Raw genomic sequence first — 13642 nt, 5'->3', positions numbered from 1 at the left:
CTTTAACAAATAGAAAATATAGTAAAAATTATAAAAAAAACGTGTACCAACACAACGTAAACCTATCTAAAAATCAATTTTCCATCATAAAATTCTTCCACAGTCACAAGTGCTGGTTGGTGATACGCAACCACATCTCCTGTACTTCTAATTTCTCCTGTAATAGATGCTTGCGGATTTACAAGAATATCATTGGTTCCTCTATGGTAGATTTCTACATCTTGAGCGATTAAGTCTTCGCCTTGAAAACGCCCTGTTCCTGAGAAAAATCCAACGTATAATGCTTCCGTTGTCCCAGAAATATAAAAGGAAGAAATATTATTCCCAACTACGCTTAAGCTCTGTGTATTTACCTGTAGTTTAAAATCGCCAACAGTAAAACTTTCTGGCACATTAAAATCTTCTGAAAACAATTCTAAATGGGTATAGTTTAAAACACCATCACTAGAAATATCATATTGTGTAGAGCTTCTAATAGCTGTAATATTTGGAGCGGTGACATACACTTTAGTGATACCATAATCCCGAACGTAGTTACAGGTATTCTTATCGGTAAGCTGTAATTCATTAGCTACCACTTTTGCTTCTACATCATTTAATAAATTTTCACCAGTCTCAATAACGACTTGAAAAGTGACTCCTTGTTTTAATATCAACTCTATATCTCTATGTACTAGAATTTTTTCAAAGGAAGAAAGCATCACTTCCTCTTGTACTATTTTTCCTGACTTTTGAAAGCAATCATTTGCATCTTCGCTATTGCAAGAAAACAAAATGGCAACTATTAATATATATACTATTTTTTTCATCTTTATATCTTTCCGCGCTACGACGCAAAATCCGTTTATAATTTATTTTACAAGTATTTCAAAGCAAGTCCGAAAAAACGAGTATTTATAATCTAATCCCAACACCAAGTTCTACAGCTTCGGCTTTTGCACCATGAGACTTCAAGGTTAAAGCAGCGAACCATTTTTCACCAAAATAACGTTTTAAACCAATTCTAAGATAGGTTCTTCCTTCAAAATCATAAGGGTAATAAACATAGTAACCAAACTGTGTTTCTAACGACATTTTATTTATAAATAACTCGTGACCAGCAAAAACACCAACACGTTTATAATCTGCAGTACCATCTTCACCTTCTTCTGGAAAAGCAGCAGCTCTATATTTTATGTGTTCCTTTAAAAAAGTAGAGAAGAAAACATCGGTTCCTAATTGAATCGCGCTTTTATGATTTAAACGTTTGTCGGCATATGCCGAAACAATATAAAAAGGAAACTGACCTGTACCTACAACATCACTTTCATTCACTCCACTTCTAAAAACAATATTATATTTTATAGGTTGCGTGAATTTCTCTTTCGTTAAAGTACTTTTAAATTCGGGATCTTCTTCGTCTAGATTATAAGTCACACCAACATTAAAAGCAATAGTATTCACACTCGCATTTGGCGCTTTCACATTCGCATTAGAATAATGAATTAAGGAAACACCTGCTTGCAAACCAAACCTATCAAAAATGCGCTCTTTTTTGTAATTAAGCATCGCATAGGTACTACTTAAAATACTAGAACCAAAAGCAACATTTTTATGGTTGTCTACTTTATCATACGGATTAGAAGTATACCCCAAACCTTGACCAATACGAAACATTAAGTTCCGTTTTAAAAAATAAAAATTGTAATGTGCATAAATAGAAACATTGTTACCAAGCACGCTATTTTTTAAATCTTGATAAGCTAGAGAAAATCCGTAATCCGGATAATTATAACGTTGTTGCCAATCTTCTTCTCCAAAGGTTTTGGTATTCCAACTGACAATAAAACCTTCCGGATGTCCTTTAATTAAATGCGAAATATCGGTATTATGTAAAGCAATATTTCCTGAGAAATAATTTACATCAAAATAAGAATCTGTAGCTTTCTTTTCTTGCGAAAAAACACAAGCACAAAAAAGGCAAAAAATGTAGGTTAATAAACGCTTCATTAAATTTAATTAGAGCGCAAAAATATAAAATTTAAAATAAAGCCGAAGCAATCGTTTTTATATTATCACTTTTTCCCATAGAATAATAATGAAGCACAGGAACTCCTGCATCTTGCAGCTCCTTAGATTGCTGAATGGCCCATGCAACACCAACTTCTCTAACTTGCTTATTATCTGTGCAATTATCTACTGCCTGAATTAAATCTTCTGGTAAATCTATTTTAAAAACCTGAGGCAATAATTGCAAATGTCTTTTTACAGCAATCGGTTTTATTCCTGGTATAATTGGCACGTTTATTCCCGCTTTTTTTGCAGCATCTACAAACTGAAAATATTTTTCATTATCAAAAAACATTTGCGTCACCACATAATCTGCTCCAGTATCTACCTTTTCTTTTAAGCGTTTTAAATCCGTTTGCAAAGAAGGTGCTTCAATATGTTTTTCGGGATAACCGGCAACACCAATACAGAAATCGGACTTATCATCGACCTCCAAAACATCGTGTAGGTATTGTCCGCAATTCAAATTCTGAATCTGTGCCACCAAATCCCTCGCGTACATATGTCCACCTTTTTGCGCTTCAAAGTATTTTTGATGACTCATCGCATCGCCGCGCAAAGCCATTACATTATTAATTCCTAAATAATGACAATCGACCAATAAGTACTCGGTTTCCTCTTTACTAAAACCACCACACAACACATGAGGCACCGTATCTACATCATATTTATGTTTAATTGCCGCACAAATACCAACAGTACCAGGACGCATTCTAGTGATTTTACGATCTAAAAGTCCTTGTTTCTCTATGTAAATGTATTCTTCTCTAGAAGTGGTAACATCTATAAAAGGTGGTTTAAATTCCATTAAAGGATCAATATTATCATATAAATCCTGAATGTTCTTTCCTTTTTTTGGCGGAATAATTTCAAACGAAAATAACGTTTTCCCGTTTGCATTTTTTATGTGTTCGATTACTTTCATAATAATGCCAGCGAAGGCAGGTATCTCATTAAATTATTATTTATTTCTTTTGGGCGTTACCTTTTGCTCATACCTGCCAGGTTTAGATGCCAAATAAATTGGCACAAGCCTTGCAGGATCGCAAAACGTCGCGCTTTTCGCTATATCTTTTTACTGGTTCTCGATACTATACTCCTTGCAGTCGCAGCACTCGAACTGACATAAAAAGGATGCCGCTACAATCCCTAACGCAGGTATCCGCTATGTTTTTTTCTTTCCAAGATGCTGTGCTTATTTGCAATGAGATTCCTGCCTGCGCAGGAATTCTAATCCGCTAAATTCGGACTCAACCATTTTTGTGCTTCTTCTATACTTATGCTTCTTCTTTTTGCATAATCCTCTAATTGGTCTTCCTTAATTTTCCCTAGTCCAAAATATCTAGCTTCCGGATTTGCAAAATAATAACCACTAACACTTGCTGCTGGCCACATCGCTAGACTTTCTGTTAACTGAACACCAATAGCTTCTTCCACGTTTAAAAGTTTCCAAATAGTTTGCTTTTCTAAATGATCTGGACAAGCAGGATAACCAGGAGCTGGACGAATACCTTTATATGTTTCCTTAATTAAATCTTGGTTGCTTAAGTTTTCGTTATGCGCATAACTCCAATAATCTGTTCTTACTTTTTTATGTAAATATTCTGCAAAAGCTTCTGCTAAACGATCTGCTAATGCTTTTATCATAATCGAATTATAATCATCATGTGCATCTTCAAATTGTTTTGCGAGCTCTGCAGTTCCAAATCCTGTAGACACACAAAATGCGCCCATATAATCTTCTCTTCCTGTTTCTTTAGGAGCAATAAAATCTGCCAATGCAATATTTGGTTTTCCTGCTGCTTTTCTAGATTGCTGACGTAGCGTTAGAAAATTTAATGTTTTCTCTTGAGATGCTTCTACTTCAATATCATCATCATTTACCGTGTTTGCTGGAAACAATCCGAAAATCGCCTTCGCTTTTAAAAGCTTTTCGTTAAATACACGTTGTAATAATTCTTGTGCGTCTTTAAAAAGATCGGTTGCCTGTTCGCCAACTACCTCATCGGTTAAAATATCTGGATACTTTCCATGTAAATCCCAACTTCTAAAAAATGGAGACCAATCGATAAATGCTTCTAATTTGGTGATATCAAAATCTTGAAAATCTTGAATCCCTAATTGTTTTGGTTTTGTAATTTGAGACGTATTCCAATCTATTTGAAACTTGTTTTTTCTAGCGTCTTCTATCGAGACGTATTCTTTCTTTGTTGTTCTGCTTAAAAACTGCGCTCTAAACTTATTATATTCTTCACGTATTTGCTCTTTATATATTTTATTGTTTTTGTTTAACAACTGACCAACTACAGTTACCGCTCTCGACGCATCATTAATATGCACGACTGTATTGCTATAGTTTGGCGCAATTTTCACCGAAGTATGTGCACGAGATGTTGTTGCGCCACCTATAATTATTGGAATGGTAATATTCTTTTTTTCTAAGGACTTGGAAACATAAACCATCTCATCTAACGAAGGAGTAATCAATCCACTTAAACCAATAATATCTACCTTTTCTTTAATGGCAATTTCTACTATTTTTTCTGGCGGAACCATAACGCCCAAATCGATGATTTCATAATTATTACAACCTAAAACAACACTTACAATATTTTTACCAATATCATGTACATCGCCTTTTACGGTCGCCATTAGTATTCTACCTGCAAATTCTTGTTTCCCATCTTTTTCCGCTTCAATAAATGGTTGTAAATAGGCAACAGCTTTTTTCATAACACGAGCGGATTTCACTACTTGTGGTAAGAACATTTTTCCGCTTCCAAAGAGATCTCCAACCACACTCATTCCAATCATTAAATTCCCTTCAATCACTTCGATGGGTTTTTCTGCAATTTGCCTAGCTTCCTCTACATCTTCGATAATAAAAGCATCAATCCCTTTTACTAATGCGTGTGTTATTCTTTCTTGTAACGTATTACTTCGCCATTCTAAAACCTTGGTAACATCTTCTTTGACATTTCCTTTTACCGTTTCTGCAAAATCTAATAAACGTTCGGTGGCATCATCACTTCTATCGAATAAAACATCCTCAACATGGGTTAATAAATCTTTATCAATCTCATCATAAACCTCTAACATGGTCGGATTTACAATTCCCATATTCATTCCATGTTGAATCGCATGATATAAAAACGCAGCATTTATAGCCTCGCGAACGGTATTATTTCCTCGAAAAGAAAAGGACACATTGCTCACACCACCGGAAACATTTGCATACGGCAGATTTTTACGAATCCATTTGGTAGCACGAAAGAAATCTAGTGCATTTAATCGATGCTCGTCCATTCCTGTTGCTACAGGAAATATATTAGGATCGAAAATAATATCTTGAGGTGCAAAGTGGACAATGTCAACCAATATTTTATAAGAGCGTTCGCAAATTTCAATTCGTCGTTCATACGTATCTGCTTGTCCGTTTTCATCAAAAGCCATTACAATTATAGCTGCACCATAACGTTTTACTAATTTTGCTTGTCTAATAAATTCGGCTTCCCCTTCTTTTAAACTGATAGAATTCACGACGCATTTTCCTTGTGCTACTTGTAATCCTGCTTCAATGATTTCCCATTTGGAGCTATCAATCATTAATGGCACACGAGAAATATCTGGTTCGGATGCTATCAGGTTTAAAAACTTCACCATGGCATACTTTCCGTCCAGCATACCTTCATCCATATTCACATCAATAATTTGTGCGCCTCCTTCTACTTGATCTCTAGCAACACTTAATGCTTCTTCGTATTTTTCTTCTTTAATTAAACGAAGAAATTTACGTGACCCAGTAACATTTGTACGTTCTCCAACATTAATAAAATTACTTTCGGGAGTAACTACCAATGGTTCTAACCCAGAAAGAGTAAGGTATTTATTTTTAGCTTTTTTCATTATTTATAATGTTCTACTGTTGGGAATGGTTGATAAAAATGATGCAATAAATTTTTCCATGTTTGATATGCTTCCGATTTTCTAAACCCTATTTCATGATCTTCTAAAGTTTCCCAATGCACTAATAAGATGTATTTATCTTCTTCTTCGATACATTTTTTAAGCTGATGTGAAATGTATCCTTTCCTAGAAGAAATTATTACCTCTGCATTTTTGAAGGTTTCTTCAAATTCTTCTGAAACACCTTCCCTTATATTTAAAATTGCAACTTCTAATACCATTATGCTTCGATTTCTAATTTTCTTGGTTTGTACTTTGCAGCAACTTCGGCTATGGCTTTAATATGTTCCGGACTTGTGCCACAACAGCCACCAATGATATTTATTAAATCGTCTTGTAAATATTCTTCAATATATGCTTGCATCTGTTTTGGAGATTCTTCATACTCCCCAAAAGCATTTGGTAATCCTGCATTTGGATGTGCAGAAGTAAAAAATTCTGTTTTATCGGATAAGCGTTGTAAATAAGGTTTCAACTGTTCTGCTCCTAAAGCACAATTAAATCCGACACTTAATAAAGGAATATGAGAAATGGAAGTCAAAAAAGCTTCTACGGTTTGTCCAGATAATGTTCTACCAGAAGCATCTGTAATAGTACCCGAAACCATTATTGGAATATCGATATTGCGTGCTTCTTTCACTTCTTCAATAGCAAATAATGCGGCTTTTGCATTTAGCGTATCAAAAATGGTTTCTACTAAAAGTAAATCTACACCGCCATCGATTAACGCTTCTACTTGCTGTTTGTATGCAACGCGTAATTCTTCAAAAGTAATAGCTCTATATTCTGGTCTATTTACATCCGGTGATAAACTTGCTGTTTTATTGGTAGGCCCAATACTTCCAGCGACAAATCGAGGTTTGCTTGGGTTTTGTTTGGTGAATTCTTCCGCAACTTTTTTAGCGATTTTAGCAGACTCGTAATTTAGCTCGTATACTAAAGCTTCCATATCATAATCTGCCATGGCGATTGTAGTTCCAGAAAAGGTATTGGTTTCTACAATATCTGCTCCAGCTTCAAAATATTTAGCATGAATAGTAGCAATTGCTTCTGGTTGGGTAAGCGATAGTAAATCGTTATTTCCTTTTAAAGAAGAAGGATAATCTTTAAAACGTTCGCCACGAAAATCTTCTTCAGAAAAATTATATTGCTGAAGCATGGTTCCCATCGCGCCATCGAGAACTAAAATATGTTTTTGTAAAATGTGTTTGATATCAGACATGTTATATTAAATTATATAAATGTCATCAGAAGGGAAGTAAGGTAATTACTTGTGGTTATCTGTCTAATTTCTGAAATACATTCAGAAAAAAGTAGAATTTAGCACCTTCTTTTTTATAAAGGGTTGCCAAGGCTTCAATGGGTCTAATCCCTCTGCCTTTCGTGATAACATTCAATACGATTAAGAACTAAAGTGTAAATTAAGGGAATAAAAATAGGATTACCAATTTTTATTCGTATAAATCTGAGGAAATATAACGATCACCAATATCACAGATAATAGCGACAATAATTCCTTTTTCTATTTGTGCTGCAATTTCTAATGCGGAAGCAACAGATCCACCACTACTCATTCCTGCAAAAACGCCTTCTTCTTTTGCTAGACGATTCGTCATTGCTCTAGCATCTTCTTCACTTACATCTACCACTTGATCTACTTTGGAAGCATTAAATATTTTTGGCAAATAGGCTTCTGGCCATTTACGAATTCCCGGAATCTTCGCGCCATCTTTAGGTTGTGCACCAACAATTACAACGTCTTTATTTTGCTCTTTCAAATAAGTAGAAACGCCCATAATGGTTCCTGTGGTACCCATTGCAGAAACAAAATGTGTGATTTCGCCGTTCGTATCGTTCCAGATTTCTGGGCCCGTGGTTTTGTAATGTGCTTTCCAATTATCCTCATTTGCAAATTGATTCAGCATGAAATATCCTTTTTCTTTTTCTAGTTGGATTGCTAAATCTCTTGCACCTTCTATACCAACTTCTACCGAAGTTAATATTAATTCCGCGCCATAAGCACGCATCGTTTTAATACGTTCTTGTGTAGAATTTTCTGGCATCACAAGCACCATATTTAATCCGAAAAGTTGCGCTATAAATGCCAAGGCAATTCCGGTATTACCACTTGTAGCTTCCACTAAAGTATCCCCTTTTTTAATATCTCCACGTTTTAAGGCTTCGGTAATCATATTATAAGCAGCTCTATCTTTAACGCTTCCGCCAGGATTTTTCCCTTCTAGTTTTAAAAATAGTCGTACACCTTCTTTTTGTAAAATATGCGTTGCTTCTATTAAAGGCGTATTACCAATTAAGTCTGTTATCGATTTTCCTTCTATCATTATTTTCTAGTCTTAATTTTAATTTCAGATTGGTACGTAACTAATGAATTTTCTGGAACAGATTGTGTAATCCACACATTTGCTCCTATAATACTATTTGCTCCTATAACAATATCGCCACCAAGAATGGTTGCATTTGCGTAAATAGTCACATTATCTTCAATGGTTGGATGCCTCTTTGTGGATGCCAAACTTTTTTTGACTTGAATGCCGCCTAAAGTAACTCCTTGATAAATTTGAACTTGACTTTTAATAATTGCAGTTTCGCCAATTACAACACCTGTTCCGTGATCTATAAAAAAGGAATCACCAATAGTAGCTCCTGCATGAATATCAATTCCTGTAATGCCATGAATATACTCCGACATCATTCTAGAAAGAATATGCAAATCTAATTTATAAAACTCATGACTTAAACGATACACAGCTATAGCGTGAAATCCCGGATATGCTAAATACACTTCCTTTAAACTTTTACAAGCTGGATCATTATCTTTTGCAGCAATGGCGTCTAACTCAATTTTCTTTTTAATTAGATGTAATCTTTCAGAAAAAGACTTCCAAATAGCCTCTCCTTTTTCTACAGAAAGTGCTGTTGAAAATTTTAAAAAAACTGCTTTTAAGTACTTTAATTCCTCTTTTTGTTTTTCTCTACTTTCAAATAAAGCATAAAACAAATCTTTAGTAAATATTGCTACTTCTTCTTTTAAACGAAGGTTGAAAACCATTTAAATTCATTAGTTAATGGATTGAACTACTGCTTTTGGCGCTTCTTTACGTGTACCGTCAAAACCATCAATACCACTAACTGTTGTATATTTTAACACATACTTTTTACCAGGATTAATAATTTTATATGCGGATTGGCACATTAAAGTTGCTTCATGAAAACCACACAAGATCAACTTCAGTTTCCCTTCGTATGTGTTTACATCTCCAATTGCAAATATACCGGGAATATTTGTTTGATAATCTAATGTATCCACTTTTATAGCATTTTTAACAATTTCTAATCCCCAATCTCCAATAGGACCTAATTTAGGAGACAAACCAAATAGCGGAATAAAGTGATCTGTTTCTAGTAAGGTTTTTTCACCGTCTTTAGTTATTGTAATGCCGTCTAACTTATTATTACCATGCAAAGCAGTAACTTCTGCTGGAGTTATCAAGTTTATTTTACCTAGTTTTTTTAATTCTTGCACTTTTTCTACGGAATCTAAAGCGCCACGGAATTCATTTCTTCTATGAATTAAAGTTACTTCGGAAGCTATATTTGCTAGAAACACACTCCAATCTAAAGCAGAATCTCCACCTCCAGAAATCACCACTTTTTTATCACGATATTCTTCCGGGTCTTTAATAAAGTATTCCACCCCTTTTTCTTCGTAATACGCAATGTTTTCAATCTTTGGTTTACGAGGCTCAAAAGAACCTAAACCTCCCGCAATGGCAACAATTGGCGCTTGGTGTTGCGTCCCTTTATTTGTAGTTACAATAAAACTTCCGTCTTCTTGTTTTTCTATGGTCTCTGCACGTTCCCCTAAAGTAAAACCAGGTTCAAACTGTTTCCCTTGTTCTAATAGATTTGTAGTCAAATCTCCTGCTAAAACTTCAGGAAATCCCGGAATATCATAAATAGGTTTTTTAGGATAAATCTCAGAACATTGTCCGCCAGGCTGAGGCAATGCATCAATTAAATGGCACTTTAATTTTAGCAATCCTGCCTCAAAAACTGTAAATAAACCTGTTGGACCTGCTCCTATTATTAATATATCTGTTTTAATCATGATGTACTTCTTTCTTACTAATTAAACCTTTTGTGAATTCGTTTAAAGTGTCTACTTTTTCTTCGAAATCCCCTTTTATTGTTTTTCTAAAAACGTTCAAATTCTTCACCATATCGTCAATATTATCTGGAATAACATCTTCAAAAAACTGACGTAAACGTTTTGCTGTAGTTGGAGATTTCCCGTTGGTAGAAATGGCTATTTTTACATTTCCTTTGGTAACAATGCCGCCCATATAAAAATCACAATATGGCGGATTATCAGCCACATTTACTAGAATATTCCGTGCTTTGCAATCCTCGTAAACTTCTATATTTACATCGATATTATCTGTGGTTGCAATAACGATGTGTTTATTACTTAAAAGCGTATTATTATAAATATTTGGTATCATTTCAATGCCAAATTTTGTGGCAAGCGTAATAGTTTCGGCTCTAAAAAAAGGAGCTACCATTTGCACTTTTGCATTCGGACTAGATTTTAGCAAAAAGCTTAATTTTTCTAATGCTACATTTCCACCTCCAACAATAAGAACGTTGAGTTGTTCTACTTTTAAAAATATTGGATATAAATTATTTCTCTCTTCCATTTTACACGAATCTTATGCAGAAATCACTTCCGGTTCCTTATTCATTTCTTTGAAAATAGAATCTAATTGCACGCGTTTTCCAACCACTTCTCCTATTACAATTATTGCAGGATTTGCCAATTGTTTTTCTTTTACCACATTGCAAATAGTTTCTATCGTTCCTACCCCAAATTTCTCTTCTTTTGTAGTTCCGTTTTGAATGATTGCGATGGGCGTTTTTTGTTTTCCTTCCGAAGAAAAAATAGATACAATTTCTTCTAATTTCCCCATTCCCATTAAAATAACAACGGTTGCTGTAGATTTTGCTGCAAGCGCAACATCATTAGAAATAGTATGTGCTTTTGTAGTTCCTGTAATTACCCAAAAACTTTCGGAACTTCCTCTTTTTGTTAATGGAATTCCTTGATATGCAGGAACTGCTAACGAAGAGGAAATACCTGGAACCATATAGGTTTCTAATCCAAATTGTCTTACATAATCGATTTCTTCTGCACCACGACCAAAGATAAATGGATCACCACCTTTTAAACGTACTACATGTCCATATTGTAAAGCGCGACTAACAATAAGCGCATTAATTTGTTCCTGTTGGTATGCATAACAACCTTTGCGTTTCCCAACAAAAATTAATTCTGCCTTTGACGATGCATATTGCAATAATTCTTTATTTACAAGTGCGTCGTACAAAACAACTTGCGCATCTTTAATTGCTTTAATTGCTTTTAAAGTAATTAAATCTGGATCTCCAGGACCTGCGCCTACAACGGTTAGTTTTGGTGTTATTATCGCTTTCATCTTACACGTAATTTAGGATACTAATTGTTTTTCTTGTTCTCTAAATACACGGACAGCTTCTAAGAAATCTGTTGCATTTTGGATATAGTTTTTCGCAAATGCTTCGGTTGGAGCATTATTTTTTATCTGATAAATTAATTCGGAAAAAGAAACGCCTAAATTAATTTTATTGCTTTCTACAAATTCAGTTTGAAATGTATTGATAATTCCTGCTTGTGTATTCACTGAAATATTTTCGGAAAGTAGAATTGCTTTCGCCGAATTCACCATCGAGCTATATGCAAAATAGATCGCATTGGAATACACTTTATTACTAAATGCTTCTTTTGCCGTTTCTATTTTCTCTTCACTTTCTAAAAAAAGCGTTGCAATTAAATCGATAACAACTCCTGCACATTCTCCAATTCCGATAGCTTTTATATAGGCTTCGTTGGTTCCCCAATCTATAAAATCGTCTTGTGTAAGATTTGTAGCATCAGATAAATCGGTTAACATTTCATAGAAATATTTTTCTCCTTGTTGTAAATAATAATCTACAAACAGTTTTCCGTTTCCGTTAGCTTCAAAATCGTTTAAAATTCTACGTAAGGCTTCTGGACCTCTTCTACTTGGCATTTTCACTACTTTATCTGCAAAGACACCTTTTCCGTTCCCTCTATTCCCTCCTCCCAAAAGCACTTGTACTGCTGGAGCAACTAATTTATCTGGCGCACGAATAGACATCCCTTGAAAGCCAATATTTGCGGCATTGTGTTGTCCGCAAGCATTCATACAACCACTAATTTTAATGACTAAATCTTCATTTTTCAAGTATTGCGGATACTCTGCTTTTATAACACGTTCCAATTCATCTGCAATCCCGGTACTACTTGCAATCCCTAAATTACAAGTATCAGTACCTGGACATGCAGTAATATCTACCGCTTTATTATAACCCGCTTCTACAAAACCTAGCTTAGCTAATTCTTGGTAGAAAAATGGCAATAAGTCTGCTTTCACAAACGGAATTAATATGTTTTGGCGCAAACTTAATCGTAACTCTCCTGCAGCATATTCTTGCACCAAATCTGCTAACAATCTTGCTTTGTCTGTATAAAAATCTCCTAAAAGGACTTTAATTCCGATAGCGAAATATCCTTTTTGTTTTTGCGGAATGACGTTTGTTTCTTTCCAAAGGTTAAAAGCTTCTTCGTCCTTAATTTCTACTTTTGGAGCTGTCACTGTAACAGGAATTGAAACAGGATATACATCCGCATCTATTGCCACCGTTTTATATTCGATAGCACCTTGTTCTTCTTCCACAAGTCTTTTAAATTCTTCTAAACCAAGATCTTTTATTAAGAACTTCATTCTAGCTTTGGCACGGCTTTTACGTTCGCCATAACGATCAAAAACTCTTAAAACACCTTCCATTACAGGAATGATTCTATCTGATTCTAAAAAATCATAAAATAAATCCGCATGTCTTGGTTGTGAACCTAATCCGCCACCAAGCATCACTTTAAAACCTCTTACACCATTTTGTATTTTAGCAATAAAACCTAGATCGTGCATGTACGACAATCCAGTATCTTCATCGGAAGCTGAAAAAGAAACCTTGAATTTTCTTCCCATTTCCTGACAAATAGGATTACGTAAAAAGAACTTAAAAATAGCATCCGCATACGGCGAAACATCAAAAGGTTCATTCACATCTATTCCAGCAGTTTCACTTGCGGTTACATTTCGAACGGTATTACCACAAGCTTCACGAAGTGTCACATCATCTCTTTCTAATTCTGCCCAAAGTTGCGGTGTACGATCTAAATCGACATAATGAATTTGAATATCTTGCCGTGTAGTAATGTGTAATCTTCCACGAGAATATTCATCAGAAACATCAGAAATTCTGTGCAGCTGATTACTCAAAACTTTACCGTAAGGCAGTTTAATTCGAATCATTTGCACTCCTTCTTGACGTTGGCCGTAAACTCCTCTTGCCAAACGAAGACTTCTAAATTTTTCTTCATCTACTTTCCCGGCCTTAAAAAGCTGAATCTTATTGGCCAGATCCATAATATCTTGTTCTACTACTGGGTTTTCTATTTCGGTTCTAAAACTTTGCATACTGTTTC

Annotated in this window: 12 protein-coding genes and 1 riboswitch; all 12 genes read right to left on the bottom strand. The window is 34.8% G+C overall.

Annotated features, from left to right (window positions below):
- Window positions 1-62: 62 nt before the first annotated feature.
- The 12 genes from ACVCZW_RS06100 to ACVCZW_RS06045 all read right to left on the bottom strand — a co-directional run bounded on the left by ACVCZW_RS06100 (window position 63) and on the right by ACVCZW_RS06045 (window position 13634).
- On the bottom strand, window positions 63-809 hold the full coding sequence (locus ACVCZW_RS06100) for a head GIN domain-containing protein (protein ID WP_452231117.1): 747 nt from the start codon (window positions 807-809) through the stop codon (window positions 63-65).
- An 85-nt stretch (window positions 810-894) separates the two neighbouring features.
- Window positions 895-1989 (bottom strand): acyloxyacyl hydrolase, encoded by a 1095-nt coding sequence (locus ACVCZW_RS06095; RefSeq protein WP_452231116.1) that lies wholly within the window; start codon window positions 1987-1989, stop codon window positions 895-897.
- 31 nt (window positions 1990-2020) lie between these two features.
- On the bottom strand, window positions 2021-2974 hold the full coding sequence (metF, locus tag ACVCZW_RS06090; protein WP_452231940.1) for a methylenetetrahydrofolate reductase [NAD(P)H]: 954 nt from the start codon (window positions 2972-2974) through the stop codon (window positions 2021-2023).
- A 305-nt stretch (window positions 2975-3279) separates the two neighbouring features.
- Complete coding sequence (metH, locus tag ACVCZW_RS06085; protein ID WP_452231939.1) at window positions 3280-5955, bottom strand: methionine synthase; 2676 nt, start codon at window positions 5953-5955, stop codon at window positions 3280-3282.
- Complete coding sequence (locus ACVCZW_RS06080; protein WP_452231938.1) at window positions 5955-6236, bottom strand: antibiotic biosynthesis monooxygenase family protein; 282 nt, start codon at window positions 6234-6236, stop codon at window positions 5955-5957. The genes metH and ACVCZW_RS06080 overlap by 1 nt, the downstream gene beginning before the upstream one ends.
- Window positions 6236-7237, bottom strand: coding sequence for a homocysteine S-methyltransferase family protein (locus ACVCZW_RS06075; RefSeq protein ID WP_452231112.1), 1002 nt, complete (start codon window positions 7235-7237; stop codon window positions 6236-6238). Before ACVCZW_RS06075 ends, ACVCZW_RS06080 begins: the two co-directional genes overlap by 1 nt.
- Window positions 7238-7289: 52 nt before the next feature.
- Window positions 7290-7408: riboswitch (SAM riboswitch) on the bottom strand.
- Between the two features lie 58 nt (window positions 7409-7466).
- The gene (cysM, locus tag ACVCZW_RS06070; protein WP_452231111.1) at window positions 7467-8357 is read right to left on the bottom strand and encodes a cysteine synthase CysM; all 891 of its coding nucleotides are present in this window, start codon (window positions 8355-8357) and stop codon (window positions 7467-7469) included.
- On the bottom strand, window positions 8357-9085 hold the full coding sequence (epsC, locus tag ACVCZW_RS06065; protein ID WP_452231110.1) for a serine O-acetyltransferase EpsC: 729 nt from the start codon (window positions 9083-9085) through the stop codon (window positions 8357-8359). The genes cysM and epsC overlap by 1 nt, the downstream gene beginning before the upstream one ends.
- Before the next feature lie 9 nt (window positions 9086-9094).
- Window positions 9095-10144, bottom strand: coding sequence for an NAD(P)/FAD-dependent oxidoreductase (locus ACVCZW_RS06060; RefSeq protein WP_452231937.1), 1050 nt, complete (start codon window positions 10142-10144; stop codon window positions 9095-9097).
- On the bottom strand, window positions 10137-10733 hold the full coding sequence (locus ACVCZW_RS06055) for a precorrin-2 dehydrogenase/sirohydrochlorin ferrochelatase family protein (RefSeq protein WP_452231936.1): 597 nt from the start codon (window positions 10731-10733) through the stop codon (window positions 10137-10139). Before ACVCZW_RS06055 ends, ACVCZW_RS06060 begins: the two co-directional genes overlap by 8 nt.
- 12 nt (window positions 10734-10745) lie before the next feature.
- Complete coding sequence (gene cobA / locus ACVCZW_RS06050) at window positions 10746-11528, bottom strand: uroporphyrinogen-III C-methyltransferase (protein WP_452231935.1); 783 nt, start codon at window positions 11526-11528, stop codon at window positions 10746-10748.
- Between the two features lie 12 nt (window positions 11529-11540).
- Window positions 11541-13634, bottom strand: coding sequence for a HEPN domain-containing protein (locus ACVCZW_RS06045; protein ID WP_452231934.1), 2094 nt, complete (start codon window positions 13632-13634; stop codon window positions 11541-11543).
- Between the last annotated feature and the right edge of the window lie 8 nt (window positions 13635-13642).

This window comes from Lacinutrix sp. MEBiC02595, assembly GCF_053601555.1.
This window is presented reverse-complemented; position numbering and strand designations above follow the sequence as displayed.

What these genes read in the sequence shown, in the direction of transcription:
- ACVCZW_RS06100 (WP_452231117.1), bottom strand. Translation starts at nt 809, where the DNA reads ATGAAAAAAATAGTATATATATTAATAGTTGCCATTTTGTTTTCTTGC.
- ACVCZW_RS06095 (WP_452231116.1), bottom strand. Translation starts at nt 1,989, where the DNA reads ATGAAGCGTTTATTAACCTACATTTTTTGCCTTTTTTGTGCTTGTGTT.
- metF (WP_452231940.1), bottom strand. Translation starts at nt 2,974, where the DNA reads ATGAAAGTAATCGAACACATAAAAAATGCAAACGGGAAAACGTTATTT.
- metH (WP_452231939.1), bottom strand. Translation starts at nt 5,955, where the DNA reads ATGAAAAAAGCTAAAAATAAATACCTTACTCTTTCTGGGTTAGAACCA.
- ACVCZW_RS06080 (WP_452231938.1), bottom strand. Translation starts at nt 6,236, where the DNA reads ATGGTATTAGAAGTTGCAATTTTAAATATAAGGGAAGGTGTTTCAGAA.
- ACVCZW_RS06075 (WP_452231112.1), bottom strand. Translation starts at nt 7,237, where the DNA reads ATGTCTGATATCAAACACATTTTACAAAAACATATTTTAGTTCTCGAT.
- cysM (WP_452231111.1), bottom strand. Translation starts at nt 8,357, where the DNA reads ATGATAGAAGGAAAATCGATAACAGACTTAATTGGTAATACGCCTTTA.
- epsC (WP_452231110.1), bottom strand. Translation starts at nt 9,085, where the DNA reads ATGGTTTTCAACCTTCGTTTAAAAGAAGAAGTAGCAATATTTACTAAA.
- ACVCZW_RS06060 (WP_452231937.1), bottom strand. Translation starts at nt 10,144, where the DNA reads ATGATTAAAACAGATATATTAATAATAGGAGCAGGTCCAACAGGTTTA.
- ACVCZW_RS06055 (WP_452231936.1), bottom strand. Translation starts at nt 10,733, where the DNA reads ATGGAAGAGAGAAATAATTTATATCCAATATTTTTAAAAGTAGAACAA.
- cobA (WP_452231935.1), bottom strand. Translation starts at nt 11,528, where the DNA reads ATGAAAGCGATAATAACACCAAAACTAACCGTTGTAGGCGCAGGTCCT.
- ACVCZW_RS06045 (WP_452231934.1), bottom strand. Translation starts at nt 13,634, where the DNA reads ATGCAAAGTTTTAGAACCGAAATAGAAAACCCAGTAGTAGAACAAGAT.